Source organism: Herbaspirillum sp. Her4, assembly GCF_057961335.1.
Map to the genome: position 1 here is coordinate 5,665,337 of NZ_CM176330.1, position 25,534 is coordinate 5,690,870.

The 25,534-nt window shown below is 62.6% G+C and carries 23 protein-coding genes and 1 pseudogene; 8 read left to right on the forward strand and 16 right to left on the reverse strand.

Going from position 1 to position 25,534, the window contains the following annotated elements:
- Positions 1–186 precede the first annotated feature (186 nt).
- The gene (locus tag ACWFUC_RS25600; protein ID WP_489623753.1) at positions 187–645 is read left to right on the forward strand and encodes an OsmC family protein; all 459 of its coding nucleotides are present in this window, start codon (positions 187–189) and stop codon (positions 643–645) included.
- Between the two features lie 81 nt (positions 646–726).
- Here the strand turns inward: ACWFUC_RS25600 and coq7 are convergent, their stop codons facing one another.
- The 9 genes from coq7 to ACWFUC_RS25645 form a co-directional block, all read right to left on the reverse strand.
- A complete protein-coding gene (coq7, locus tag ACWFUC_RS25605; RefSeq protein WP_489623754.1) occupies positions 727–1,353 on the reverse strand; it encodes a 2-polyprenyl-3-methyl-6-methoxy-1,4-benzoquinone monooxygenase in 627 nt (208 codons plus the stop codon).
- A gap of 96 nt (positions 1,354–1,449) precedes the next feature.
- Positions 1,450–2,484: a dihydroorotase gene (pyrC, locus tag ACWFUC_RS25610; protein ID WP_034329873.1), complete on the reverse strand. Its 1,035-nt coding sequence runs from the start codon at positions 2,482–2,484 to the stop codon at positions 1,450–1,452.
- Between the two features lie 230 nt (positions 2,485–2,714).
- Positions 2,715–3,443 (reverse strand): amino acid ABC transporter ATP-binding protein, encoded by a 729-nt coding sequence (locus ACWFUC_RS25615; RefSeq protein WP_008331909.1) that lies wholly within the window; start codon positions 3,441–3,443, stop codon positions 2,715–2,717.
- An 84-nt stretch (positions 3,444–3,527) separates the two neighbouring features.
- Positions 3,528–4,223, reverse strand: a complete 696-nt coding sequence (locus ACWFUC_RS25620; RefSeq protein WP_039786895.1) for an amino acid ABC transporter permease — start codon at positions 4,221–4,223, stop codon at positions 3,528–3,530.
- Between the two features lie 3 nt (positions 4,224–4,226).
- Positions 4,227–4,976: an amino acid ABC transporter permease gene (locus ACWFUC_RS25625; protein ID WP_134223288.1), complete on the reverse strand. Its 750-nt coding sequence runs from the start codon at positions 4,974–4,976 to the stop codon at positions 4,227–4,229.
- Between the two features lie 187 nt (positions 4,977–5,163).
- Positions 5,164–6,111: an amino acid ABC transporter substrate-binding protein gene (locus ACWFUC_RS25630; RefSeq protein WP_121043861.1), complete on the reverse strand. Its 948-nt coding sequence runs from the start codon at positions 6,109–6,111 to the stop codon at positions 5,164–5,166.
- Positions 6,112–7,036: 925 nt separating this feature from the next.
- Positions 7,037–8,329: a Glu/Leu/Phe/Val family dehydrogenase gene (locus ACWFUC_RS25635; RefSeq protein WP_489623756.1), complete on the reverse strand. Its 1,293-nt coding sequence runs from the start codon at positions 8,327–8,329 to the stop codon at positions 7,037–7,039.
- Between the two features lie 329 nt (positions 8,330–8,658).
- Positions 8,659–9,675 carry a LysR family transcriptional regulator gene (locus ACWFUC_RS25640; RefSeq protein WP_489623757.1) on the reverse strand — a complete coding sequence of 339 codons (1,017 nt, stop codon included), beginning with the start codon at positions 9,673–9,675 and terminating at the stop codon, positions 8,659–8,661.
- An 87-nt stretch (positions 9,676–9,762) separates the two neighbouring features.
- Entirely contained in the window at positions 9,763–11,667 is a 1,905-nt protein-coding gene (locus ACWFUC_RS25645) for an ABCB family ABC transporter ATP-binding protein/permease (protein WP_489623758.1), read from the reverse strand.
- A gap of 159 nt (positions 11,668–11,826) precedes the next feature.
- Here ACWFUC_RS25645 and ACWFUC_RS25650 point away from each other — a divergent pair, with 159 nt between their 5' ends.
- Positions 11,827–12,261: an acyl-CoA thioesterase gene (locus tag ACWFUC_RS25650; RefSeq protein ID WP_489623759.1), complete on the forward strand. Its 435-nt coding sequence runs from the start codon at positions 11,827–11,829 to the stop codon at positions 12,259–12,261.
- 113 nt (positions 12,262–12,374) lie between these two features.
- A complete protein-coding gene (locus ACWFUC_RS25655) occupies positions 12,375–13,325 on the forward strand; it encodes a 2-hydroxyacid dehydrogenase (RefSeq protein ID WP_489623760.1) in 951 nt (316 codons plus the stop codon).
- 143 nt (positions 13,326–13,468) lie between these two features.
- Here ACWFUC_RS25655 and ACWFUC_RS25660 read toward each other — a convergent pair whose 3' ends face one another.
- The 5 genes and pseudogenes from ACWFUC_RS25660 to ACWFUC_RS25680 form a co-directional block, all read right to left on the reverse strand.
- Positions 13,469–13,831 (reverse strand): T6SS immunity protein Tdi1 domain-containing protein, encoded by a 363-nt coding sequence (locus ACWFUC_RS25660; RefSeq protein ID WP_489637632.1) that lies wholly within the window; start codon positions 13,829–13,831, stop codon positions 13,469–13,471.
- A 48-nt stretch (positions 13,832–13,879) separates the two neighbouring features.
- Positions 13,880–14,014: pseudogene (locus ACWFUC_RS25665) on the reverse strand (GAD-like domain-containing protein); the annotation flags it as partial.
- A 487-nt stretch (positions 14,015–14,501) separates the two neighbouring features.
- Positions 14,502–16,202 (reverse strand): long-chain fatty acid--CoA ligase, encoded by a 1,701-nt coding sequence (locus ACWFUC_RS25670; RefSeq protein ID WP_121043885.1) that lies wholly within the window; start codon positions 16,200–16,202, stop codon positions 14,502–14,504.
- 253 nt (positions 16,203–16,455) lie between these two features.
- Positions 16,456–17,613 (reverse strand): aminopeptidase, encoded by a 1,158-nt coding sequence (locus tag ACWFUC_RS25675; RefSeq protein ID WP_489623765.1) that lies wholly within the window; start codon positions 17,611–17,613, stop codon positions 16,456–16,458.
- A gap of 8 nt (positions 17,614–17,621) precedes the next feature.
- On the reverse strand, positions 17,622–19,724 hold the full coding sequence (locus ACWFUC_RS25680) for a molybdopterin-containing oxidoreductase family protein (protein WP_489623766.1): 2,103 nt from the start codon (positions 19,722–19,724) through the stop codon (positions 17,622–17,624).
- A 107-nt stretch (positions 19,725–19,831) separates the two neighbouring features.
- On the opposite strand from ACWFUC_RS25680, the gene ACWFUC_RS25685 reads away from it, so the two are divergent.
- A complete protein-coding gene (locus ACWFUC_RS25685; protein ID WP_489623767.1) occupies positions 19,832–20,641 on the forward strand; it encodes an AraC family ligand binding domain-containing protein in 810 nt (269 codons plus the stop codon).
- Here the strand turns inward: ACWFUC_RS25685 and ACWFUC_RS25690 are convergent.
- Complete coding sequence (locus tag ACWFUC_RS25690) at positions 20,638–21,264, reverse strand: LysE family translocator (protein ID WP_489623768.1); 627 nt, start codon at positions 21,262–21,264, stop codon at positions 20,638–20,640. The two genes, ACWFUC_RS25685 and ACWFUC_RS25690, sit on opposite strands and share 4 nt — an antisense overlap.
- A 154-nt stretch (positions 21,265–21,418) precedes the next feature.
- Here ACWFUC_RS25690 and ACWFUC_RS25695 point away from each other — a divergent pair, with 154 nt between their 5' ends.
- The 4 genes from ACWFUC_RS25695 (at position 21,419) to ACWFUC_RS25710 (ending at position 24,512) form a co-directional block, all read left to right on the forward strand.
- Entirely contained in the window at positions 21,419–22,612 is a 1,194-nt protein-coding gene (locus ACWFUC_RS25695) for a M20 aminoacylase family protein (RefSeq protein WP_489623769.1), read from the forward strand.
- A 133-nt stretch (positions 22,613–22,745) separates the two neighbouring features.
- Positions 22,746–23,096: a DUF1304 domain-containing protein gene (locus tag ACWFUC_RS25700; RefSeq protein ID WP_034333253.1), complete on the forward strand. Its 351-nt coding sequence runs from the start codon at positions 22,746–22,748 to the stop codon at positions 23,094–23,096.
- Positions 23,097–23,111: 15 nt separating this feature from the next.
- The gene (locus ACWFUC_RS25705) at positions 23,112–23,630 is read left to right on the forward strand and encodes a DUF695 domain-containing protein (protein ID WP_039786873.1); all 519 of its coding nucleotides are present in this window, start codon (positions 23,112–23,114) and stop codon (positions 23,628–23,630) included.
- 162 nt (positions 23,631–23,792) lie between these two features.
- The gene (locus ACWFUC_RS25710) at positions 23,793–24,512 is read left to right on the forward strand and encodes a DUF4088 domain-containing protein (RefSeq protein WP_121043903.1); all 720 of its coding nucleotides are present in this window, start codon (positions 23,793–23,795) and stop codon (positions 24,510–24,512) included.
- Between the two features lie 19 nt (positions 24,513–24,531).
- Here the strand turns inward: ACWFUC_RS25710 and ACWFUC_RS25715 are convergent, their stop codons facing one another.
- Entirely contained in the window at positions 24,532–25,398 is an 867-nt protein-coding gene (locus ACWFUC_RS25715; RefSeq protein WP_489623770.1) for a DUF3047 domain-containing protein, read from the reverse strand.
- Between the last annotated feature and the right edge of the window lie 136 nt (positions 25,399–25,534).

A 25,534-nucleotide genomic window follows, 5' to 3' on the forward strand; every position in this document is an offset into this window, starting at 1 on the left:
CGGCGTCACTGCTGGGTTACAAGTTGCTGAAAGCACAGTGGAAACGCGATAGATGAATATTCATTCGACAATTTTTCCGCAGCGCAAAAATCACGGAGCTTCACATGCCCTCCCCTGTACCGGCTGCAGGTATGCGCGTCAAAAGCTACAATACGCAGCTTCATTGAACCGATTGGGACGAGACAGATGGAATGCACAGTACGTTGGACCGGCTTGTCCGGCATGACCTTCACCGCGGAAACCGGTTCGGGCCACCTGCTGACGATGGATGGCGCGCCCGATGGCGGCGGCCGCAACCTGGCCCCGCGTCCGATGGAAGTGGTGCTGGCCGGTACCGGTGGCTGCACCGCCTATGACGTGGTGGTGATCCTGCGCAAGAGCGGCCAGGACGTGCGCGGCTGCGACGTGACCCTCAAGTCCGAGCGCGCCGAGACCGATCCCAAGGTGTTCACCAAGATTCATTTCCACTTCGTCGTGCGTGGCCGCAACCTCAAGACCAACGTGGTCGAGCGCGCCATCAAGCTGTCCCACGACAAATATTGCTCGGCCTCGATCATGCTGGAGAAGACGGCCGAGATCACGCACTCCTTCGAGATCATCGACGACCTCACCGATATCTCCTCTGCAGCCGCCCAGCAGCAGTAAGTTTCGGGGCAGGATGCAGCAAGAAAAAAAAGCGGCCGAGGCCGCTTTTTTCATGTCCGGCGATCCGCTTGCCGTCCGGGTTCAGACCCGGTAAGCCACCGTGGTCATGACCTTGGCCATGGCCTTCATCAGCCCACGGACCGGTGCCGGCACTTCGGCTGCGCCCAGGTCACGTGCGGCCTGGCCGTGCTCGATCTCATCCAGGCGCATCTGGTCGACGATGGCGCGCGAGCGGTTGTCCTGGGCCGGCAGCTTGTCCAGGTGGCCCAGCAGGTGGTGCTCGACCTGGCGCTCGGTCTCGGAGACGAAGCCAAGATTGCGCGCATCGCCCAGCCGTGCGGCGATGCTGCCCAGCACATAGGCGCCGCCATACCACAGCGGATTGAGCAGGCTGGTATGCGACCCCAGTTCGCGCAGGCGTTCGGCGGTCCAGGCGAGGTGATCCTCTTCCTCGATGCCGGCGCGCTTGAAGGCCGCCTTGATATCTTCCGTCTGGGCGAAGCGGCCCTGGGCATCGTAGAGCGCCTGAGCACAGACCTCGCCCACGTTGTTGACCCGCATCAGCCCGGCCGCGTGGCGCTTCTCGGCCTCGTTCATGACACCGTCCGGCAGGCCGCGTCCCGGGTTGGGACGGCTCTCGAACACCACGCCGCTGATCACGCGCAGCGCCTTGTCGAAATCGGTAATCAGTTCATCGACGACTTGCATACAGCTCGCCTTTCTCTCGTTGTGATGGACATCCCGGCCGCGCCGCCTGGGCGCGCGGACCGGGGACGAAGGAATACGGCTGATCCCTGAAACGGATCAGACCATCTTCCAGTGGATCTGTTCGCCTGCCGACAGCGGCACCACCGTGGCATCGCCCATGGGCAGCTCGGCGGGAATGGCCCAGGTCTCGCGCTGCAAGGTGACGGTGCCGGTATTGCGCGGCAGGTTGTAGAAGTCCGGACCGTTGAAACTGGCAAAGGCTTCGAACTTGTCCAGCGCACCGGCGCTGTCGAAGGCCTGGGCATACAGCTCCAGTGCATGCAGCGCGGTGTAGCAACCGGCGCAGCCACAGGCGTGTTCCTTGGCACCCTTGGCGTGCGGGGCCGAATCGGTACCGAGGAAGAACTTGTCATTGCCCGAAGTGGCTGCCGCCACCAGCGCCTTGCGATGAGTCTCGCGCTTGAGGACCGGCAGGCAGTAGTAGTGCGGACGGATGCCGCCCTTGAAGATCTCGTTGCGGTTGAACAGCAAATGGTGCGCCGTGATGGTAGCGGCCGTCGGGCCTTCGCCGGCCAGCACGTAGTCGGCCGCTTCCTTGGTGGTGATGTGCTCGAAGACCACCTTCAGTTCCGGCATGGCCTGGCGCAGCGGCTTCATGATGCGGTCGATGAAGACGGCTTCGCGGTCGAACAGGTCGATCTCGGGGTCGGTTACTTCACCGTGGACCAGGAAGGGCATGCCCACTTCCTGCAGCACCTCCAGGGTCTTGTAGCACTTCGACAGGTCGGTCACGCCGGCGTCGGAGTTGGTGGTGGCACCGGCCGGATAGAGCTTCACGGCCTTGACGAAACCGCTTTCCTTGGCACGGCGGATTTCCTCGGGCGGGGTGTTGTCGGTCAGGTAGAGCACCATCAGCGGCTCGAAGGACATGCCTGCGGGCAAGGCGGCCAGGATGCGATCGCGATACGCACCGGCCTGCGCAGTGGTGGTCACCGGCGGCTTCAGGTTGGGCATGACGATGGCGCGTGCGAACTGGCGTGCCGTATGCGGCAGCACGTCCTGCATGGTGGCGCCGTCGCGCAGGTGCAGGTGCCAGTCGTCCGGGCGGGTGATGGTCAGTACGTTACTCATTGCGGATCTTTCGGTCTTGGAGTGGTGTCGGTCTGAGGATTACGGATCAGGCAAGGCATCCCGGCCGATGCGGGCTGTGGAGAGCCAGCCGCGATGTCTTCAAGGGCGACATTCTACCGTAGCCGTCAAGCACCCCGGAGGGCAAGCCCTGACCCGCTTTTGACCTGGCACAAACGACAAGGGCCGCCCCGTTGCCGGGGCAGCCCTTGCCGCGATGCGAATGCGTGCGATCAGTGGGTGATGATCTTGGCCAGGAAGTCGCGTGCGCGTTCCGAACGCGGCGAGGCGAAGAACTCATCCTTGGCGCAATCTTCCACGACCAGGCCCTTGTCCATGAACACCACACGGTTGGCGACCTTGCGGGCGAAGCCCATTTCGTGGGTCACGACCATCATGGTCATGCCTTCCTGGGCCAGGCCGACCATGACGTCGAGCACTTCATTGATCATTTCCGGATCCAGCGCCGAGGTCGGTTCATCGAACAGCATGGCGATCGGGTCCATCGACAGCGCGCGGGCAATCGCCACACGCTGCTGCTGGCCGCCGGAGAGCTGGCCGGGGAACTTGTCCTTGTGCGCCAGCAGGCCCACGCGGTCCAGGTACTTCAAGCCCTTTTCAGTGGCCTCTTCCTTGGAGCGGCCCAGCACCTTGATCTGGCCGATGGTCAGGTTCTCGCGGATGGAGAGGTGCGGGAACAGTTCGAAGTTCTGGAACACCATGCCGATGCGCGCGCGCAGCTTGGACAGGTTGGTCTTGGGGTCGCCGACGGAGACGCCATCGACGGTGATGGTGCCTTTCTGGAACGGCTCCAGGCCGTTGACGGTCTTGATCAGCGTGGACTTGCCGGAACCGGACGGGCCGCACACCACCACCACGTCGCCCTTCTTGACGGAGGTCGAGCAGTCGGTCAGGACCTGGAAGCTGCCGTACCACTTGCTGACATTGTTGAGTTCGATCATTTGATTCTCCTGGATTTCTGAATTCTGGATTCACTGGCAGCCAGCCTGGCGCCACAAAGCGCGGGCGGCGGCCGTCAAAAACATTTAGCGGATGATGGCGATCTTCTTCTGGAAGCGCTTGACCAGTTGCGACAGGCCAAAGCTCAGCACGAAATACACCACGGCCACGAAGAGATACATTTCCACCAGGCGGCCATCACGCTGCGCGATCTTGGAAGCGCTGGTCACGAAGTCCGGCACCGAGCCCAGCACGTAGACCAGCGAGACGTCCTGGAACAGCACGATGGTCTGAGTCAGGAGGATCGGGGTCATGTTGCGGAAGGCCTGCGGCAGCACCACGTTGCCCATCATCTGCCAGTAGTTCATGCCGATCGCATAGCCGGCGAACACTTGCCCGCGCGGAATGGACTGGATGCCCGAACGCATGATCTCGCAATAATACGCGGCTTCAAACAGGATGAAGGTGATCAGGGCCGACTGGAACGCACCGACCTGGATGGGTTCGGAGGCACCAATGATCCAGGCACCGATGAAGGGCACCAGGAAGTAGAACCAGAAGATCACCAGCACCAGCGGAATGGAGCGGATCAGGTTGACGTAGGTGGTCGCGATGAACGACAGCGGCTTGTTGGACGACAGGCGCATCATGGCCAGCAGCGTGCCCAGGATGATCCCGCCCAGCATGGCCGAGAAGGTCAGAATGAGCGTGAACTTCAGGCCGGTCGTGAAGAGGTAGACCCACGAGCGCTGGATGACGTCGAAATCGAAATTGCTGAACATGGATCAATGCCCTCCTGCGCTGGTGCTGCCGCCGGTGATGTAGCCCGGAACGGCGGTGACCTTTTCCAGCAGGCGCGCCATCAACAGCGCGATCACGGAAATGATCAGATAGATGATCGTGGCACCGCTGAGCGCCTCGAAGGTCTGGAAAGTGAATTCGCGCATCGAGTAGGTTGCGGCAGTCAGTTCCACCAGGCCGATGGTCAGTGCTACCGAGCTGTTCTTGATGATGGCGGCGAACTCGTTGGTCAGTGCCGGGATGATGATGCGGAAGGCCATCGGCAGCAGCACGTAGCGATAGGTCTGCACCGGGGTCAGGCCCAGGGCGGCACCCGCCATGCGCTGGCCGCGCGGCAGCGCCTGGATGCCGGTGGTCACCTGCACGGCCACACGGGAAGAGGTGAAGAAACCCAGGGCCAGGGTCGCGGTCACGAAGGACGCATCCGGCAGGCTCTTGATCCAGTCACCGATGGCGCTGGGCAGCAGTTCCGGCACCACGAAGTACCACAGGAACATCTGGACCAGCAGCGGAATGTTGCGGAACAGTTCCACATAACCGTTGGCAATGCGCACCACCCAAGGTTTGGTGGTGGTACGCAGGGTACCGAAGATGGTGCCCAGGACCAGTGCCATGATCCAGGCGCAGGCGGCTGTGGCCAGGGTCCATTTCAGGCCCGCCAGCAGCGTGTCAATGTAGGGGATGCCATCGGGAGACATCTCCCAGAAGATTCCCCAATTCCAGTTGTAATGCATAAATGGCCTCGTCTGTGGTTCGAAGTCTGTGTTCTCGGGCGCGGTCACCAGGCAAATGCCGCGCCGCTTCTTGTTGGTTCAGCGCCTTGGCCGCCCCGGCATTGCCGCAAGGCAAGCGGGACAGTTCCGGCTAAACAAAACGGGGGACAGGCCCCCGTTTCGTTCGATTGCACGAAGCAATGCGCTTTTACTTCTTCTTGCCCAGGTTCTTCTGCGCTTCCGGCACGACAGCGTAGGCAGCCGGATCGTAGGAGTCGGTCGGCTTGGCCAGAACGGCTTGCAGCTGCGGGCTCATCGGCACGTTCAGGTTGACACCCTTGGGCGGGATCGGCGACTGGAACCACTTCGCGTAGATCTTCTTGATGTCGTCACCCTTGTAGACCACGGTCAGGGCTTCGTCGACGACCTTCTTGAAGTCGTTGTCGCCCTTCGGCAGGATCAGGCCGTACGGCTCGACCGACAGGGCTTCCGAGGAAACCTGGTAGTCAGCCGGGGCCTTGGAGTTGGCGGCCAGCGAGGACAGCAGGATGTCGTCCATCACGAAGGCCGCGGCACGGCCGGTTTCCACCATCAGGAAGGCTTCGGCGTGGTCCTTGGCAGCCAGGATGTTCATGCCCAGGTTGCGTTCGGCGTTCAGTGCGGTGATCTGCTTCAGGTTGGACGTACCGGAGGTCGAGACCACGGTCTTGCCCTTCAGGTCATCCAGCGTCTTCAGGTTGGCCGACTTCTTGGACAGGAACTTGTTGGCGGTCACGAACTCGGTCACCGAGAAGGCCACCTGGTTCCAACGTTCCTGGTTGTTGGTCGCGGAGTCGCAGGAGATGTCGGTGGTACCGTTGGCGATCAGCGGGATGCGGGTGGCCGAGGTCACCGGCACCATCTTGATGTTCAGCGAGGTCAGGCCCAGCTTCTTCTGGATCGCGGTCGCGGCCTTCAGGCACAGGTCGATCGAGTAGCCCTGGTAGGACTGCTTGTCGTCCAGATAGGAGAAGGGAATTGACGAATCGCGCACGCCCAGCGTCAGGGTGCCCGAGTCCTTGATCTTCTTCAGACGGCCGGTGAATTCCTCAGCATGCACCGAGCTCATCAGTACGCTTGCCCCAACCAAAACCCCTGCTAGCTTCAATAACTTCATTGTGTGACCTCCTGGAAAAATTTTTTACGTAACGGTTCAAATGGCCTGGTAGCGAATCCGCTTGCGCGCTGCCCCTACCGGGCTGGCCGGCCGTATTGACGAGCCTGTTATTGTTCTCTGCCGTGTCGCCTATTCTGTGTGCTAACACAGTTCTTTGCCAGCTTTGTTTGCTCCACCACTGGCGATCTCTGGCGATGACCACCCCCTCGGTGAAGCGCAGACTGGCAAATTACCCGAGCGCAACTGTCGGCGGGCGCATTGTACGACATATGCCGCCCGGTCTGGCAATCCGCAGAAACCCTCATGGCGGCGGTACCACGATCCGACGCAATGAGGAGGGTTTCGCACCTCGCAGGAAGCCCTGAAGAGGACGTCGGCAGCACGGCAGCAACCCCATTCCTTTCAGCAATATCCATGCCAGAAACGCCATCCGCACGCAGCACGCGAGCGCATGGGCGTACTGCGGCAGGCAGCATCATGACAGTGGTGATCGGGGAATGGGCAGAAGCCGGAGGCACCAGCGCAGAGCCAGTGGGGACGCCGCTTGCGGGGCGATATGCAGGAACGTGCAGGGAAGAATGGAAGCCAGCGCCAGTGCGGCGAATGCGAGTGCGGCAAACGTGAAGAGACAGGTCAAAACCACACCGTCCGATAACGTGCACGACATCGGCATGGCAGGCTGCCGCATGTGCCGAATCAACCGCACATGCGGCAGCGCCCGGCATGTTGATGCCGGGTCCGTCACTGAAGATCTTGCGCCGCAAGGCTGGTTGGCCTGCGGTGCGCATGCGCACAGCAACCACGTCTCCTCCGAACCAGAGTGCTCTGGAATCATGCGGCCGACGGTCTGTGGCGCAGTGCGCCGCCGTCTTTGGCCGTGGTGGTCCGGTGCTCGCCGGACCGTTTTTTTTACAGCATCACTGCATCACGGATACAGGCCGCGCATTTCACGCGCCTGCAGCACGCGGGTACACGCCACGATGAAGGCCGCGGTACGCAGCGACACGTTCTTCTCTTCGGCCAGCTGCCATACGGCGGCGAAGGCTTCGCGCATGATGCGGGTCAGGCGCAGGTTGATTTCATCTTCGGTCCAGAAGAAGCTGGAGAAGTCCTGCACCCATTCGAAGTAGCTCACCGTCACGCCACCGGCGTTGGCGATCACGTCCGGCACGATCAGCACGCCCTTGTCGCGCAGGATGTCATCGGCGGCCGGGGTGGTCGGGCCGTTGGCGCCTTCCAGGATGATCTTGGCCTTGATGTGATTGGCGTTGGCTTCGGTGATCTGCTGTTCCAGTGCGGCAGGCACCAGAATGTCGCAGTCGACCGACCAGAATTGGGCGCGGTCGGTGATTTCATCCGCACCTTCGAAGCCCTTGACGCTGCCATTCCTGGCCACGTAAGCCTGCAGTGCCGGCACATCCAGGCCACCGGCATTGAAGACGGTGGTCACGTGGTCCTGCACCGCCACCACCTTGGAACCGGCTTCAGCGAACAGGCGCGCAGCGATGCCGCCGACGTTGCCGAAACCTTGCACCGCGACCTTGGCATCCTTGATGTCCATGCCGCGCTTGGCAGCGGCTTCGCAACCGACCACGAAGACGCCACGACCGGTGGCTTCATGGCGGCCCAGGCTGCCGCCCAGGGAGATGGGCTTGCCGGTGACCACGCCCGAGGACGTGCTGCCCTGGTTCATGGAGTAGGTATCCATCATCCAGGCCATGATCTGCGAATCAGTGTTCACGTCCGGAGCCGGGATGTCCTTGTTGGGGCCGATGATGATGCCGATCTCGCTGGTGTAGCGGCGCGTCATGCGCTGCAACTCGCCACGGGAGAGCGTCTTGGGATCGACACGGATACCACCCTTGGCACCGCCATAGGGCACGTTCACGGCGGCATTCTTGATGGTCATCCAGGCCGACAGGGCCATCACTTCGGACAGCGTCACATCCTGGTGGAAACGCACACCGCCCTTGCCGGGACCGCGCGAGGTGTTGTGCTGCACGCGATAGCCCTCGAAGTGGGCAATGGTGCCGTCGTCGCGCTCGATGGGCACGTCGACCACCAGGATGCGCTTGGGACGCTTCAGGGTTTCCACCCAGCGGGCCAGCGAGCCCAGGTGGGGCGTGACGCGGTCGATCTGTTCGAGATAGACGCCCCACGGACCGATGCCGTGCGGGACGAGATAGGAAGGCACTTCGTGATTAGGTACGTTCGACATGATGCAATCGCTCCTTTGGATAGCCGTGCTGTTCAAAGACAAAAGGCCTGCAAATTCCGAAAGTCCGCCAGGCATGTTACTCCGTCGGCAGCGGCCTGCAAGCCGCACCACAAGGCGCGCAAGAAGGCGGCGACGGAGGCGCGCCCGCCAGCGCGGCGCGGGGTGCGCCTGCTGGAAATTCGTGCCTGTCCGATTCAGCGCCGCCATCGTAGCCAGCCGCTCAGCACAAGGCTAATGCTTTGTGAGCATGCAATTATGCAGCGCATGCATAACCTTTGAAATCCCTTGATGGACAAGGGATTGCGCCATTTTCACCTGTTAATTTTTGATCAGGAATCGCGTTTTTCAGCCGTGCGCGGACTTTTTCCGCCAGCCCCCTTGGGACGCTCCCCACGCTCGCCGCGCTCGGCCTTTTCCTGCCGCTGCGCATCCATCTCCACCAGGTATTCCCACAGCCGCGCCACCAGCGCCTTGCCGGTACGCTGGGCGGTCGGGCGCTCGCGATAGAGGCGGATTTCCATCTCCACTTCCCACTCCCCGGTGGGCCCGTCGGTGCGCGCCAGCTGGCGGTTGCGCACTTCGCGCAGCACCGAGGATTCCGGCAGGAAGGCCACCCCATGACCCTCCAGCGCCATCATCTTGAGGCTTTCCGACATGTCGGTCTCGTAGTGTTTCATCAGGTGCAGCGGACGCTTGGTGTCGGCCATCATCAGCTCCACCATGCGGCCCAGGTAGGCATTGCTGGTGTAGGAGAGGAAGGGCACGGGAGCCTTGGCGCTGCCCGGGAAAACGTAATCCGGCTTGCCGTTGCGGTCGCAACGCGAATACGGGCGCAGGGTTTCGGTGCCCATGGTCAGCATGTCGTAGCGGCTGGCATCGAGCTGGACCGGCTGGCGCGGATGGTGATAGCACAGCAGCAGGTCGCAGCCGCCTTCGACGATGGTCATCACGGCATCGTGGACGTTCAGGGCGATCAGGCGCGTATTGATGGAGCCGAAGCCCGACTCCAGGGCGCTGAGCCACTTGGGCATGTAGGTCAGCGACAGCGTATGGGGGACGGCGAAGTCGATGGTGGTCTGCGCCGTGGGCCGCTTGCCGCGCAGCAGCGCGCGCGTGTTGTTGATCTGGCCCAGCATGGCCACGGCCTGTTCGTAGAAGACTTCACCGGCGGCCGTCAGGCGCGTGGGATAGGAGGTGCGGTCGATCAGGTCGGTGCCCAGCCAGGCTTCCAGCGACTGGATGCGCCGCGAGAAGGCCGGTTGCGTCACATGCCGCAGCTCCGCCGAGCGACTGAAACTGCGCGTTTCCGCCAGGGAGACGAAATCCTCAAGCCATTTGCTTTCCATTGCCCGCCCACTTCCCGTTCTAGGTCGAATGCGCGAATTGTGCCGCTGTGCCCGCGCCGGCGCAAGCTGCGCGCGCGGGCGAGGGCCTCAGCGACGCTCGGCCGGCATCAGCACCGTCGGTTCGGCACCGGGCTCGGCCCCCGGTGCCACGTCCTCCGGCTGCGGCACCACCGAACCGCCCTCCTCTTCCGCGCCGGCCTGCTGACGCAGCCACATCTGCGCATACAGGCCATCGGCCATCAGCAGCCCGGCGTGGGTGCCGCGTTCGACGATGCGGCCGTGATCCATCACCAGGATCTGCTGCGCATTGACGATGGTGGACAGGCGATGCGCAATGACCAGCGTGGTGCGCTCGCGCGCGATCTCTTCGAGCTGCTGCTGGATGGCCTGCTCGGCGCGAGAATCGAGGGCCGAGGTGGCTTCGTCGAAGATGAGGATGGCCGGATCCTTGAGCAGGGTGCGGGCGATCGCCACACGCTGCTTTTCGCCGCCGGACAATTTCAGTCCGCGCTCGCCGACCATGCTGGCGTAGCCATCGGGGAGCGATTCGATGAAGTCATGGATGTAGGCCGCCTTGGCCGCCGCCACGATCTGCTCGCGCGTGGCCCCCGGCTTGCCGTAGGCGATGTTGTATTCGATGGTGTCGTTGAAGAGCACCGTGTCCTGCGGCACGATGCCGATGGCCTGGCGCAGCGAGGCTTGCGTGACATTGCGCAGGTCCTGGCCATCAATGCGGATGGCCCCTTGGTCGACATCATAGAAGCGATACAACAGGCGCGACAACGTCGACTTGCCCGAACCGCTATGACCGACCACTGCCGTGGTGGTACCGGCCTGCACCTTGAAATCCACATCGAAGAGAATCTGGCGATTGCGCTCGTAGCTGAAGTCGACATGCTCGAAATGCAGCTCCGCGCCCTGCGTCTTCAAGGGCTGTGCACCGGGCCGGTCGGCCACTTCGCGGTTTTCTTCCAGCAGAGAGAACAGGCGTTCCATGTCGGCCAGGCTCTGCTTGATCTCGCGATAGAGCACGCCCAAAAAGTTGAGCGGAATGTAGAGCTGAATCATGAAGGCATTGACCAGCACCATGTCGCCCAGCGTCATGCTGCCATCGATGACGCCGGCGATGGCGCGCCACAGGATGAGCGTGACGGCGATGGCGATGATGGCCGACTGCCCGGTGTTGAGCAGCGACAGCGAACTCTGCGATTTGACGGCCGCGCGTTCATAGCGCTGCAGGCCTTCGTCATAGCGGCGCGCTTCGAATTCCTCGTTGCCGAAATACTTCACCGTCTCGTAGTTGAGCAGCGAATCGATGGCGCGCGTATTGGCATGCGAATCCAGCTCGTTCATGGTGCGGCGGAAATGCGTGCGCCACTCGGTCACCGTGATGGTGAAGAGGATGTAAAGCACCAGCGCACCGGCCGTGATGAGCGAGAACCAGATGTCGTAATGCGTGCTCAGGTAGGCCAGCACCAGCACGATCTCGATGATGGTCGGCAGGATCGAGAACAGCGTATAGGACACCAGCGTGGAGACCCCGCGCGTGCCGCGTTCGATATCGCGCGTCATGCCTCCGGTCTGGCGGTTCAGGTGGAAGCGCAGCGACAGCGCATGCAGGTGGCGGAAGACCTGCAGCGCGATGGTGCGCACGGCGCGCTGCGTGACGCGGGCAAACATCAGTTCGCGCAATTCGGTGAAGAGCGCCGTGGCCAGCCGCAGCGCGCCGTAGGCCACCAGCAGGCCGAGGGGCAAAACCAGCAGGGCTTGCGGATGCGCGGGCGTGATGGTCATGGCATCGACCAGTCTCTTCAACACCAGCGGCACGCCCACGTTGGCCAGCTTGGCCCCGACCAGGAAGGCCAGCGCAAGCATCACGCGCCACTTGTAGGTCCACAGGTACGGCAGCAGCGTGCGGACGACTTCCCAGTCGCCACGCTGGCGTTTGATGGGGACTTGCGATGAGGAGGCGGAATTGGGGTAGCGGCGCATGGGCGGGTCGGGTTGAAAGGGGTCGGGCACGGCAACACAGCAGGAGGGCAACATCCGATACACTAGGCCGTTGCCGCGCCTGCGGGCGCACAGCCGCAAAACCGAATTATAAGAGCCATCCCGGCGCGCCGCCGGACATCACCTGCAAAGGAGCCTTCCATGTCATCCACCGTTTCCCAACTTCCGCCGGGCAAGGCACCGCAGCTGCGCGTCATGCCCATGCCGTCGGATGCCAATGTCTATGGCGACGTCTTCGGTGGCTGGATCATGGCCCAGGTCGACATCGCCGGCTCGCTGCCGGCCACGCGCCGCGCCAACGGGCGAGTGGCGACCATTGCGGTCAATTCCTTCCTGTTCAAGAATCCGGTGTTCGTGGGAGACCTGCTGTCCTTCTATGCCGATATCGTCAAGGTCGGCAATACCTCCATCACGGTCAACGTCGAAGTCTATGCCGAGCGCAATCGCCTGCAGACCGAAATCGTCAAGGTGACCGAAGCCACCCTCACCTACGTGGCCACCGATGAAAACCGCAAGCCGCGCCCGCTGCCGCCGCTGGATCCGGTGCGCGAAGCGGGGGCCAGCCCGGCGGTCTGAGCGCCGCCCTTCCCCTCCTGCGGGCTTGAAAATTTTTCAGCCCGCAGGGTGCAGCGCAGACGTATCGTTATGCCTCCCTCACTGTCTTCCTCTTCCTCTTCTTCATACTGCCCATGACCTCCTCCAGCCGCCCTGTCGTCCTCATCGTCGCCCGCCTGCCGCAGCACCTGCTGGACTTGCTGCAACAGAACTTCACCTGCCACAACCTCATCCTCGATCCGCTCACCGAGGAAGCGCTCGCTGCCATCGCGCCACAGGTGCGCGGCATTGCCGCCAATGGCGAAGCCAAGGTCGGGCGCGAGTTCATGGCGCGCTTTCCGGCGCTGGAGATTGTCTCGGTGTTCGGGGTCGGCTATGACGGGGTGGATGTACCGGCTGCCCGCGAGCGCGGCATCCATGTGACCCACACGCCTGACGTGCTCACCGAGGATGTGGCCGACATGGCCATTGCCCTGATGCTGGCCGTGGCGCGCAACGTGGTGCGGGCCGATCGCTTTGCCCGCAGCGGCGAATGGAAGAAGGGGCCCTTTCCCTTCACCACCAAGGTCAGCGGCGCGCGCCTGGGCATCGTCGGCCTGGGCCGCATCGGGCAAGCCATTGCGCAGCGGGCGGCGGCGTTCGACATGCAGATTGCGTATCACAACCGTTCGCGCAAGGATGTGCCCTACACCTATGTGGAAGACATCGTCTCGCTGGCGCGCGAAGTCGATTTCCTGGTGATGATCACACCGGGTGGTGCCGGGACGCGGGCGCTGGTCAATGCCGAGGTGCTGGAGGCACTGGGCCCCAAGGGCTTCCTCATCAATGTGGCGCGCGGTTCGGTGGTGGATGAAAAGGCGCTCATCGCGGCGCTGCAGGCTGGGACGATTGCCGGTGCGGGGCTGGACGTGTTCGAGAATGAGCCGAACATTCCGACCGAGCTGGCCGCGCTGGAGAACGTGGTGCTGACGCCGCACATGGCCAGCGGCACGCTGGTCACCAGGACGGCCATGGCGGAACTTGCGTTCACCAATTTGCAGGCGCATTTTTCTGGCAAGCCGGTTGTGACGCCGGTACCTGATTGAAGCTTCATACAGGGGGAAAGCCGCTGCCGGAGGGGGGCACGGACAGCGGCTTTTTGCCGATGGGTGCAGGGAGAGCGGTTCAGTCCAAGGAGTCTTGTCCTGAGTCATTCCATGCTTGGGTGATGACTTGGGGTGTGCTATCACTACTGCGTGTCTGCCTCGTCAAGCCACTCTTCAATGTCGATCCCCGAGAATGGGAATGTCGGTTCGCCGAACATGCGGAGAAGCGTCAGGTGCACATTGGCCTTCACTTTCACCAGATTTTCGAGCAGGAAACTCCCGCCCAGGACGATGGCGGGCTGGAAACCATATATTTCATGCGGATCAAGCGGACCTAGTTTGGATCGCGCACGTTCGAAGAGGGGCTGTCCATCCTCGTCTTTCAGGTCAAGCTGAGCTGGCTCAAGGCACGCAAATAGCGAACGAATCGAAAAATCCAAGTCTTCCTTGGATTTGGGCTTCAGTTCATTTTCGAAAGCAGAGACGCTATGGATCACGCAGTTCATCGAAACGCTTCTGCCTGTCTTCTCACCACACACGTAAAGTTTGCCAAATGCAGACCTCGCAATGACGTGGAAGACGTCAACCCCCTCCAATTCGGTGTCCGCGAGCCAGTCATCGACGAGACCTGCATAGTCATCAGGGTTAACTGTGCAAAAGAGTCCATTGGCATATCCGCCCGGCGCCAACGATTGAGAGCAAAGTTGCGTGACAGCCCTTCGCTGGCGTCAAGCTTGTTGACGAGCAGTTCAGAAAGGGGGGCGTCGTTGTGTGGGAAAGTGAGCCGCAGAATGCGGGCGTGCTGATAGTCTGAAAGCAGTTGCTCCAGACCCCGGAGGGTTTTGCGCATGCAGGATTCCTGTGTTCATCAAGTTTCCCTCCCTGATGTAACACCGGCGCGCATTTTAATATTTCCCAATGGAAACACACAACTCCTGAATGACGATGGCGGGCGACTGCATGAATTTTCGCCCCAAGGTGCGATACCTCTTCAGGCAAGGAGCCGGCCTGTCCCTCCCGAGAATCCGATCTGTCCAGGAAAATGACGACTCACCCCCCGCCATGTCATGTGAGCCCAAACTGAAAAGGCCTGAGTCCGGTGCAATACCGAACTCAGGCCTTGATGCAGAAACTGACTGACGAACGCAAGAAGATCAGATTACGGCAGCGCTCGTTTCATGCTGCCTGTTTCTGCGGCGCCTTCGCAGGATCATCCCGCAACTCGCGGCGCAGGATCTTGCCCACGTTGGTCTTGGGCAGCTCATCGCGGAACTCGATGTACTTGGGCTTCTTGTAGCCGGTGAACTGCTCCTTGCAGTAAGTCATCAGCTGCTCACTGGTCAGCGACTTGTCCTTGCGAACCACGAAGAGCTTGACCGCTTCGCCGGTGTGTTCATCGGGCACGCCCACACAGGCGCACTCCAGCACCGCAGGATGCTGCGCCACCACGCCTTCGATTTCATTCGGATAAACGTTGAAGCCCGAGACCAGGATCATGTCCTTCTTGCGGTCCACGATCTTGGTGTAGCCCTGCGCATCCATCACACCGATGTCACCGGTCTTGAAGAAACCATCCGGCGTCATGACCTTGGCCGTCTCATCCGGACGCTGCCAGTAGCCCGGCATCACCTGCGGACCACGAATGGCGATCTCGCCCGGCTGGCCCAGCGGTACTGGCTGGCCGTCATCATCGAGGATGGCGATTTCGGTGGATGGCAGCGGCAGGCCGATGGTGCCGGTGTATTCATCGATGGTGCAGGGGTTCGCGCTGGCAATCGGCGAAGTTTCGGACAAACCGTAACCTTCGATGATGGGACAGCCGGTCAGCTTCTTCCACTTGTCCGCTACGCTCTTCTGTACCGCCATGCCGCCACCCACACAGCAGCGATAGCCGGAGAAATCCAGCTTGGCAAAATCGGCATTGTTGAGCAGCGCGTTGTAGAGCGTATTGACCGCCGGGAAAGTGTTGACCTTGTACTTGGCCAGCTCCTTGACGAAACCGGGAATGTCGCGCGGGTTCGGGATCAGCAGGTTCAGCGCGCCTTCACGCGTGCCCAGCAGGTTGCAGACGGTGAGCGCAAAGATGTGATACAGCGGCAGCGCGCAGACGAACACCAGCTGGTCGATGGGCTTGCCTGACTTCAGCGCCGGGGTCAGCCATTCTTCGGCCTGCAGCACGTTGGCGATCAGGTTGCGATGGGTCAGCACCGCCCCCTTGGCCACACCCGTGGTACCGCCGGTGTATTGCAGGAAGGCGACGTCATCGGGCGTCAGCGATACCTTCTGCAACGTCTTGCCCTCGCCCTGCGACAGCGCGCGGCTGAAGGAGATCGCATTGGGCAGCGACCAAGACGGCACCATCTTCTTGACGTGCCGCACCACCAGGTTGACGATGGCGCCCTTGAGGGTGCCAAGCAGCTCGCCCATGCTGGCCACCACGATGTGCTTGACCTGGGTATGCGCCACCACCTTCTGCAACGTGCAGGCAAAATTCTCCAGCACGAAGATGGCTTCGGCGCCGGAATCCTTCAACTGGTGTTCCAGCTCGCGGGCCGTGTAGAGCGGATTGACGTTGACCACCGTGTAGCCCGCACGCAGGATGGCGGCGATGGCGATCGGGTATTGCAGCACGTTGGGCATCATGATCGCCACACGCGCGCCCTTCTGCAGGCCCAGGCCTTGCAGCCAGGCCCCCATCGCGCGCGACATGGCATCGAGTTCGCCATAGCGGAGATACTTGCCCATGCAGACGTAAGCGTTGCGATCGGCATGCTTGGCGAAAGCCTCTTCGATCATCTGCACCAGCGAACCGTAACGGCTGGGGTCGATGTCAGCGGGAACGCCTGCGGGATACGATGCAAGCCAGAATCTTTCCATAGTGTGTCCTCTGTCTCCGGTCATAACGTGCGCTGGGGCTGGGCGGTGATGCAAGGCCACCGCGTTGGCGCGCACAGCAAAAAAAGCACGAGTGTTTTTTTATTTATCGCAGATGCTATCCAGCATTCGACTGCGGGGCAAGCTTTTTGCGCCCCAAATTTGAGATTTTTTGCAAAAAGGTTGGCAACGGCTGCGATATGGCGGTCAGTCAGCGCGTATTGCACGGCTCGGCAAACCGGTATTGCATTGAAATTCATCCGGCATGATACGCCGGGTCGTTGCTCTTGGGCCGTTCCATGGTGCAGGCGGGAAACATTTCCGCCTCCGCCTTGCCCGTGGTCAAGGGCGCGTCTCCCAGCGCAGCATGGCGTGCGGCTTTGTCCATGCGTGCCAGTGCGCGCACCTTGTCATAAAAATCGGGGAAGCCGCTGCTGCGGGCAAACAACTGACGGAAGGCAGGGACCAGGTCGTGATACGCCCCCACCAGTGCGAGATGCGCATTGGACAGCGGCATCGCGAACCAGCGGTCATACCCGGCATAGCCATTCCAGCGGGTGACCTTGATCTGCGCATATTCAGCGCGCAGGGCATCGAAGATGGCCGCCTTGCGCTGGCGCTTGTCGGCATCGCTGGCGTCGCTGTCGTAGTTCTCCTTCAACCGGTCGCGGTACTTGTCCAGCAAGGCCAGGAACTCACGCTTGCGGGCGGCAAAACGCTGGTAGGCCTGGACCATCGCCGGATCGTGGCGCGCCGCCAGCCAGCGTTCCACACCCAGCTCTTCCACCGCTACCGCAAACCCTTCATTGAAGGACGTATCACCGGGCGCATACACGGTCTGGTGCGCCAGCTCATGGAAGATCAGTCGCGCCAGTTCGCCATCGGGATACTGGATGAAGGTGGAGATCACCGGATCATCGAACCAGCCCAGCGTGGAATACGCCGGTACACCGGCGACCTGCACATCATAACCTTCGGCCTTGAGCGTGTCGGCATAGGTCTGCGCATCGCTGAGGTGATAGTAGCCGCGATAGTCCACGCAGCCGGCAATGGGGAAACACCACTGCCGGGGCTTCAACGACAACTCGGGTGCGGCCACGACATTCCACAGCACGAAGGGCCGGTCCAGTTGTGCGTAACTGCGATAGCTGCCGTTATCGGGCAGATCGAGTTCGGTGACGGCATAGCGGCGGATCTCGCGCACCGTCTGCAGCTTGGCCTTGAGCGCGGGCGAGGTGGCCGGGTCATCGAGCCACTCCTCCAGCGGTTTTGCCTGCGCCAGCAGCGAGAACTGCCCGTGCGCGGCCTGGGCGTAATACGAGACCGCAGAACAAGCCGACAGCCCGCACAGCGACGCCAGCACCGCCAAGGTCAGCCCCCAGCGCACAGAGCGACGCAAGCCACGGCGCAGCATGAAAAACCTCAGGCGGCCACGACCGGCGGCTGCAGTTTTTCCACCTGCACCAGCACGTCATAGAAGGTCGGCGCATTGCCCATGTCGGTCAGGCGCTGGCTGGTGACTTCGTTGGCGTTCTTGCCATCGGCCGCAAATTTCTTCCACCAGATCGACAGGCCCACCACCAGCCCCACGCGCGCCTTGTCGGTCACGCGCACGCGTGCCTGCATGCTGCCGCGATCATTGAAGATGCGCACCGTATCTCCCTGCGCAATGCCGCGTGCAGCGGCGTCCTGCGGATGCATGTCGAGGTGCGGTTCGCCCTCCGTATCACGCAGGCTCTGTACATTGACGAAGGAAGAATTGAGGAAATTGCGTGCCGGCGGCGAGATCATCGCCAGCGGGTATTTCGCGCCCAGCTGCGGATTGCTGGCCACAGATTCATAGGGCGCGATATAGGCCGGCAAGGGATCGAGACCCGCGGCCTTCATCTGTTCGGAATAGAACTCGCACTTGCCCGAGGGCGTGGCAAACCCGCCATCGGCAAAGGGCGCGACCGGCACCGAAAGACGCTGCCAGCCCTTCTCCTTCAACTGTTGCCAGTCGTAGCCGGCGCTGCGCGGATCATCGCGCTTGAAGGCCACGGCGGCCAATTGATCGTCGCTGTCCTTGAAACAGTCTTCTTCAAATCCCATCGCGGCCGCCAGCAGGCGGAAGATCTCGGTATTGGGCTTGGCCTCGCCCAGCGGCGCAATGGCGGCATTGTTGGCCATCATGTAGACGTGGCCATACGACGCATGCACGTCGATGTGCTCCAGCTGGGTCGTCGCAGGCAGCAGGATATCGGCGTAGTCGGCGGTATCGGTCTGGAAATGTTCCAGCACCACCGTGAACAGATCTTCGCGCGCAAAGCCCTGCGCTACCTTGCCGGACTCCGGGGCCACCGCCACGGGGTTGGAGTTGTAGACGATCAGCGCTTCCACCCGGGGACCGAAGTCGGGCGAGGCCGGCCTCAACAGGTCATCGCCGATGGTGCTCATGTTGATGATGCGGCTAGGCTTGCCGTGACGCGCGGCCAGGTCGGGACGGCTCAAGGCGGCCGTGTCCTTGGGGAAGCTGTCCGATACCGACAGCTGGATGCCCCCGGAAGCATGACGCCAGGCGCCGACCAACGCTGGCAGGCAAGCCACGTTGCGCGCGGCCATGCCGCCGCCGCGCACGCGCTGCAGGCCGTAGTTGGCGCGGATGAAGGTACCCTCACCGGCCAGCGCCACTCGGGCATATTCGCGCGCCAGGCTCTGCACTTCCTCCGCACTGATGCCGCACACTTCAGCGGTGCGGGCCGGCGTCCATTCGGCCACGCGCTCCTTGAGTTGCTCGAAGCCGAGCGTATGACGTGCGATGTAGTCGTGATCCAGCAGGTCTTCCGTGATCAGGACATGCATCAGGCCGAGCGCAAATGCGGCATCGGTGCCAGGCAGCAGCGCAATGTGTTGATGACATTTTTCGGCCGTCAGCGAGCGATATGGATCGATGGCGATCAGGCGCGCTCCGTTGCGCTTGGCCGCTTGCACGCGGGTCCAGAAATGCAGGTTGGAGGCAATCGGATTGCCGCCCCAGATGATGATGAGCTTGGCGTGATCGACCTGTTCCAGATCGGTACCGATGCGCGCACCAATGGTGTAGCGATAGCCTGCGCCACCGGCGGAGGCACAGATGGTGCGGTCCAGCTGCGAGGCACCGAGACGATTGAAGAAACGGCCAGCCATCGATTCGCCCTGCACCTGACCCATGGTCCCGGCGTAGCTGTAGGGCAGGATGGCTTGCGGATCGCGCAAGGCGATCTGGCCCAGGCGCTGTGCGATGGTGGCGATGGCCTCGTCCCAGCTGATGCGCTCGAACTTGCCCTCGCCCTTCTTGCCCACGCGGCGCATGGGATGCAGCAGGCGGTCCTGGTGATAGGTGCGCTCGGCATAGCGCGAGACCTTGGTGCAGAGCACGCCGGCCGTCGGCGGGTGCTCCGGATCGCCGCGCACTTCCGTGGCGACGCCGTCCTTGACGGTCACCAGCAGGGCGCAGGTATCAGGGCAATCATGGGGACAGGCGGCACGGACGATGGTGGTGGTCATGGCAGAGAAGAAAGCGGGGAAAGAAAACAGGGAAGCCCTCGGCGCACGCGAGGCAGGCAGCTACTTTATCTTAAAATGGCGCGTCACGACTCTTCCGTAGTGCCGCCATGTCTCCTTCACCGCACTTCTGGCGTCCTCCCGCCCTGCCCTTCTTCGAAGGCCGACGCGCCACCGGCAGCCTGTCCTGCTATGCGCCGCATACGCACGACAGTTTTTCCATCGGCGTCGTCGACGGCGGGCAAAGCATCTTTACGCTGGCCGATCGCAGCGAGCCCATTTTCCCTGGCGACGTGATCCTCGTGCGGGCAGGCGATGTGCACAGCTGCAATCCGGCCGACCTGCAGCGCTGGAGCTATCGCATGTTCCATCTGGACTCCAGCTGGCTGGCCACCCTGCTGGCGCAAACCCCGGCCACATGCGGGTTGCTCGCGGGTATGCCGTCACAGGTGGTGCGCTCGCCGGAGGCACTGCAATGGCTGGACCGCATGACGCATACGCTGGAGCATGGCCACACGGACCTGGAGCGCGAGGTAATACGTTGCCTGCAGCACGTGATGCGTGCGTGCGCCGATGCCTGCCCGCCCGCGCAGGCCAGCGATGTGCCCGAAGACGACGGCCTGCAGCGTGCCCATGATTTCCTGCTGGCGCATTGCCGCGACCGCGTTTCGCTGGCAACCCTGGCGGAACTCGCCGGCACCAGCCGCTACCAGTTGATCCGCCAGTTCCGCCGCCGCTTCGGCCTGACCCCGCATGCCCTGCAGCTGGACATGAAGATCCGCCAGGCGCGCACCCTGCTGCAGCAGGGTGCCAGCACCGTCCATACCGCGCTTGATACCGGCTTTGCCGACCAGAGCCACTTCCATCGCGCCTTCAAATCGCGGGTGGCGGCCACACCGCTGCAATATCGCCGGGCCTAGCTGCGGCTGGCCACCAGTGCGGCGGCAGCGAGCATCAGCAGCAGGCCCGCGCCCCGCTCGATGAGCGGCAGCACGCGCGTGAGCGCCCGCATCACACGTTGCTGCGCGATGAAATACACCAGCCCGGCATCCCAGGCCAGCACGGCTCCAAACATCCAGACGCCATAGAAGAGCTTGGTCGACGCGCCGGTTTGCGCCGATACGATAACGGTGAACAGGCCAAAGTAAAACACGCCATTCTTGGGATTGAGTGCGGCCGAAAGAAAACCTGTCCCCAGTGCGGCCCATGGCGCGACCCTGGCGGCCGAAACGGGGGCAGCAGGCAAGACGGCCGGGTACCGCCCGGCGCGCCAGAAGACCCATCCCAACCAGGCCAGGTAGAGCGCTGCCAACCACTGCATGGCCGCCAGCAGCAGTGGTGCTCGCTGCAGGAGACTGAAGCCGCCGATGGCCAGCGCGATGTAAAGCCCGTTGGCCAGCGCAATCCCCAGGGCTGCAGCCAGCCCATAGCCCCGCCCATGGCGCAGGCTGCCCCTCAGCAGCAAGAGGAAATCCGGACCGGGACTGGCCAGCGCCAGCAAATGCGCACCCGCCAGCAGGAAGAATTCGGAAGAAAGCATCATGTGTGTCGACGCCTGCCCGGCGCCCCCTGTTGAAAATGCGCATGCTAGGCAGGCTCGCGGCCGCTGTATTGAACGAAATTGCACAGGCGCTCTGCGCCGCCAAGGCGCGGTAAGATAGGCACACTTGTTACCAACGCCATCGCACCAGACTCCCATGAAACTCATCGCCCCCATCGTCCAGTTCCACGCCGACCTGCAGAAGATCCGCCGCGACATCCACGCCCATCCCGAGCTGTGTTACGAAGAAGTGCGCACCGCCGACGTGGTGGCGCAAAAGCTGACCGAGTGGGGGATTCCGGTCGTACGCGGCCTGGGGGTGACGGGCGTGGTCGGCATCATCAAGAAGGGCGACAGCCCGCGTGCCATCGGCCTGCGCGCCGATATGGATGCGCTGCCCATGTCCGAAATCAATACCTTCGACCATGCCTCGCGCCATCCCGGCAAGATGCACGCCTGCGGCCATGACGGCCATACCGCCATGCTGCTGGGCGCGGCCCGTTACCTGGCGCAGCATGGCCAATTCGATGGCACCGTGTACGTGATCTTCCAGCCCGCAGAAGAAGGCGGCCGTGGCGCCGAGCGCATGATCCAGAATGGCCTGTTCGACAAGTACCCGATGGATGCCGTCTTCGGCATGCACAACTGGCCCGGCATCCCGGCCGGTCACTTCGGCGTGACGCCGGGTCCGCAGATGGCCTCCAGCAACGAGTTCCACGTCACCGTCAAGGGCAAGGGTTCGCACGCGGCGCAGCCGCACAAGGCCATCGACCCGGTCATGACGGCGGTCCACATTGCCCAGGCCTGGCAGAGCATCGTGGCGCGTAACGTCAATCCGAATGATCCGGCGGTGGTGTCGATCACCCAGATCCACACCGGCAGCGCCACCAACGTCATCCCCGACGAAGCCATGATGGTCGGCACCGTGCGCACCTTCAGCCTGCCGGTGCTGGACCTCATCGAGCGCCGCATGCAGGAGATCGCCGAGCACACCGCCGCCGCCTTCGATGCCACGGTCGAGTTCCGCTTCAACCGCAACTATCCGCCGCTCATCAACCATCCCGAGGAAACTGCCTTCGCCGTCGAAGTGCTGACCGAACAGTTCGGTGCCGACCATGTGGATGCCAAGACCGAACCGACCATGGGCGCGGAAGACTTCGCCTTCATGCTGCAGCACAAGCCAGGCTGCTACGTGTTCCTCGGCAATGGCGATGGCGGCCACCGCGACCAGGGGCATGGCCTCGGTCCGTGCAACCTGCACAACCCCAGCTACGATTTCAACGACGAACTGCTGCCCATCGGTGCCACTTACTGGGTGCGGCTGGCCGAGAAATTCCTGCAGGCGAAGTAAGCGCCGCAGCGGCGTGCAGGGCATTGGCGCGCGGGCGCATTTCAGGCATGATCGCCAAAGCCCGCCGCCCGGCGCACTCTGCAACGCGCTGCGAAGGTGCGGCAAGAACGTATAACGACAACAGGGAGAAACCTTGCACACGCTCGCCACCATCCTGGTCCTGCTGGTCGCCCTTGAACATGTCTGGATCCTGATCCTGGAAATGTTCCTGTGGACCAAGCCGCTGGGCCTGAAGACCTTCCGCCAGTCGCGCGAAGCCGCCGAAGCCACCCGCGTGCTGGCCGCCAACCAGGGCCTCTACAACGGCTTCCTGGCCGCGGGCCTGTTCTGGAGCCTGGCCACGGGCGACCATGCGGTGCAAATCTTCTTCGTGAGCTGCGTGCTGGTGGCCGGCATTTACGGTGGACTCACCGCCAAGCGCTCCATCCTCTACATCCAGGGTCTGCCCGCCCTGCTGGCGCTGCTGGCCCTGCTGGCCAGCTGATACGGCGAGACGATCATGAAGCGCGCCCTGCTCCTGACCCTGCTGCTCCTGCTGGCGCGCCACGGGCTGGCGCAGGATCCTGAGCCCGAGTGGTGGAACTACCAGGCCCAGCGCGGCGATCGCCTCACGGTGGTCAAACTGGACATGGGCTTGCGGCGCAGCTTCCCGCTGTCCGGGTTTCCGTATGTGGTGGTCACGCGGGTGAGTTATGCGCCGGGCACGCCCGATGGCTTGCCGGCGCTGGCCGAGCAGGACCGGCTGGAAGCCCTGTCCGATCAGATGGCTGCGGCCATCGGCAAGAAGACCCGCAGCATCTATGCCGGCACCGCGTTCAGCCAGGGCCAGCAGCAATCCTGGTTCTACGTGACCGATCCCAATGGACTCGAAGCAGTGGTGGCGGGGGTGCATGCCCAGCTCTGCCAGGGCTGCAAGACCAGCACCGCCATCCTGGCCGATCCCGCCTGGGCGCTATATCGCGACCAATTGTTGCCGGACGGGGAAACCCGGCAGCGCTATGGCTTGCGCAGTTATTGAGGTCCGCGCCGCAGGGGCGGCGTAAAGTTTGGCACGACAGCTGCCGATAACAAGTTTCCTGGCAGCATCAGCATTGACACCGCGTCATCACAACCAGTCCGGCATGCCGCATGGCCTTGTCGGCGCAACAACAACATCGGACACGGTCCGAGGGGAAGCCGCATGAAACAGATCAAACTCATCCTCAAGGACGATATCTACGACTCGCTGGAGCGGGATTATCACAACTTCGTGCGGCTCTCGACCAAGATCGATTCGGGTTTCGTCAAACCTTCCTTCGACAGCTACCTGCTGGCCAAGCTCTCCGAGAACACCAACTTCCTCACCGAAGAGGCGGTGCAGCACCTGATGCTCTCGGGCCAGTATGCGTGGGCGCGCCGGGCGATGGACAAGGAATTCCCGGACGTGGTGCAGATCCTGATCGAACAGGCGGCCAATTACGGGTTCTGGATTGCGGTGCGCCACGACTGGGGCACCGAGGAACTGGTCAATGCCTCGCGCGCCTGGGCCGGCGCCATCATCAAGCAGGCCAAGGGCGATGAAACGCAGATCGACGTGCTGGCCTCGCAGATCAAGGCGTCCGCCACGAATATCGCGGTAGTGCAGGAACGCCTGAAGACACCGGCCTCGCAACTGGCCCATGCCATGGTGCAGGAATTGCGCGAGACCCATATCGCCATCGAACATGCCTCGGGCATGGTGGCGCGGGAAAAGCTGGGAGCCCTGCGCACCCTGCTGAAACTCGGGCGCGCCTATGGAAATGTCTCGGAGAAGGCCGAGCAGGACATGATGGACAAGCTCAAGCGCGAAAAGCCCTGGCTCTTCGAGACCGGCCCCAAGGGTTTCTGGGGCCACGTTGCCGCCTGGTGGCGTGGGGTCTGAGCCCGCGGCACGTCAATCCTCAGGGAGCCGGCACCGCCTGCGCATCGCGCATCAGGCGGATGTCGCCATACCAGGCTTCCATCTTCTGCACGGTGTTGTCGGTATCGGTAAGCACGCCCACGCCGATCAGGCGGCCGGGCTTTTCACCGAAGGCACGCTCGTAGTCTTCCGCGACGTTGCGCTGGTAATTGCGCCACTGCCCCACATGCTCCGCACCGCTTTCCACCGCCAGCATCTGGATGCGGCCGGTGCGGCCGTTGGCGATCACCGTACCGACCGGCACCTTGGGATCCCACACATACATCAGCGTGGCATAAGGCAGCTCATGCCCGGTCAGCAGCTTGGCCGTATCGAAGAGGATGGTATCCATCAGCGAGAGCTTGTCGTGGTCGCCATCGAAGGCCAGCACGATGCGCACCGGCGAATCATCGGTTTCCCGGTGGGTGAGATCGGCCGTGGGAATCAGACCGGCGGCTTTCCAGCTCCAGGTCAGCCAGGGCTTCTTGTTGATGTCGATGTCGACCGCATGGCGCAGGCCGGATGAGGCGCGGTCGGCAAAGGCGTGCAGCACGCTGCGGCCATTGTCCTGCACCAGACGGTATTCGGTAGGAATCTTCTTGCGGGTGAAGACCAGCGGCTCCCAACCGGTCGGCAAGCCTTCCGGCGGGTTGGCCGAGAACAGTGCCAGGGCCTGGTCCAGCTTGGCCTGTTTGGCTTGCCGGGCGGCCTCGTCGAGCGGTGCGGGCTTCTGTGCGGCGCAGCCTGCCAGCAGCAGGGCGCCGGTCACGCAGAGCGCGGCCAGCACGGCACGAGCGGCAGAGGCAGGAGGGGAAACAGGACCGAGAGCAGCAAGGCGCGTGCGCGCACGCGTAAGACGCAAATTCATGAAGGCCAACCGGAGAAAGCGGATTCTGAGGGAAAGTCTGCGGCCACCCCGACCGCAGACGAACACTAACAGGAAAATCACGCCTGACGGCATCCGGAAAAACCCTAGCCTGTAAAAAAAACGTCAGGAACGCAAC

Bases quoted from the DNA above. Each gene is read 5' to 3' on its own strand.
- ACWFUC_RS25600 (WP_489623753.1), top strand. From the start codon at position 187: ATGGAATGCACAGTACGTTGGACCGGCTTGTCCGGCATGACCTTCACC.
- coq7 (WP_489623754.1), bottom strand. From the start codon at position 1,353: ATGCAAGTCGTCGATGAACTGATTACCGATTTCGACAAGGCGCTGCGC.
- pyrC (WP_034329873.1), bottom strand. From the start codon at position 2,484: ATGAGTAACGTACTGACCATCACCCGCCCGGACGACTGGCACCTGCAC.
- ACWFUC_RS25615 (WP_008331909.1), bottom strand. From the start codon at position 3,443: ATGATCGAACTCAACAATGTCAGCAAGTGGTACGGCAGCTTCCAGGTC.
- ACWFUC_RS25620 (WP_039786895.1), bottom strand. From the start codon at position 4,223: ATGTTCAGCAATTTCGATTTCGACGTCATCCAGCGCTCGTGGGTCTAC.
- ACWFUC_RS25625 (WP_134223288.1), bottom strand. From the start codon at position 4,976: ATGCATTACAACTGGAATTGGGGAATCTTCTGGGAGATGTCTCCCGAT.
- ACWFUC_RS25630 (WP_121043861.1), bottom strand. From the start codon at position 6,111: ATGAAGTTATTGAAGCTAGCAGGGGTTTTGGTTGGGGCAAGCGTACTG.
- ACWFUC_RS25635 (WP_489623756.1), bottom strand. From the start codon at position 8,329: ATGTCGAACGTACCTAATCACGAAGTGCCTTCCTATCTCGTCCCGCAC.
- ACWFUC_RS25640 (WP_489623757.1), bottom strand. From the start codon at position 9,675: ATGGAAAGCAAATGGCTTGAGGATTTCGTCTCCCTGGCGGAAACGCGC.
- ACWFUC_RS25645 (WP_489623758.1), bottom strand. From the start codon at position 11,667: ATGCGCCGCTACCCCAATTCCGCCTCCTCATCGCAAGTCCCCATCAAA.
- ACWFUC_RS25650 (WP_489623759.1), top strand. From the start codon at position 11,827: ATGTCATCCACCGTTTCCCAACTTCCGCCGGGCAAGGCACCGCAGCTG.
- ACWFUC_RS25655 (WP_489623760.1), top strand. From the start codon at position 12,375: ATGACCTCCTCCAGCCGCCCTGTCGTCCTCATCGTCGCCCGCCTGCCG.
- ACWFUC_RS25660 (WP_489637632.1), bottom strand. From the start codon at position 13,831: ATGAACTGCGTGATCCATAGCGTCTCTGCTTTCGAAAATGAACTGAAG.
- ACWFUC_RS25670 (WP_121043885.1), bottom strand. From the start codon at position 16,202: ATGGAAAGATTCTGGCTTGCATCGTATCCCGCAGGCGTTCCCGCTGAC.
- ACWFUC_RS25675 (WP_489623765.1), bottom strand. From the start codon at position 17,613: ATGCTGCGCCGTGGCTTGCGTCGCTCTGTGCGCTGGGGGCTGACCTTG.
- ACWFUC_RS25680 (WP_489623766.1), bottom strand. From the start codon at position 19,724: ATGACCACCACCATCGTCCGTGCCGCCTGTCCCCATGATTGCCCTGAT.
- ACWFUC_RS25685 (WP_489623767.1), top strand. From the start codon at position 19,832: ATGTCTCCTTCACCGCACTTCTGGCGTCCTCCCGCCCTGCCCTTCTTC.
- ACWFUC_RS25690 (WP_489623768.1), bottom strand. From the start codon at position 21,264: ATGATGCTTTCTTCCGAATTCTTCCTGCTGGCGGGTGCGCATTTGCTG.
- ACWFUC_RS25695 (WP_489623769.1), top strand. From the start codon at position 21,419: ATGAAACTCATCGCCCCCATCGTCCAGTTCCACGCCGACCTGCAGAAG.
- ACWFUC_RS25705 (WP_039786873.1), top strand. From the start codon at position 23,112: ATGAAGCGCGCCCTGCTCCTGACCCTGCTGCTCCTGCTGGCGCGCCAC.
- ACWFUC_RS25710 (WP_121043903.1), top strand. From the start codon at position 23,793: ATGAAACAGATCAAACTCATCCTCAAGGACGATATCTACGACTCGCTG.
- ACWFUC_RS25715 (WP_489623770.1), bottom strand. From the start codon at position 25,398: ATGAATTTGCGTCTTACGCGTGCGCGCACGCGCCTTGCTGCTCTCGGT.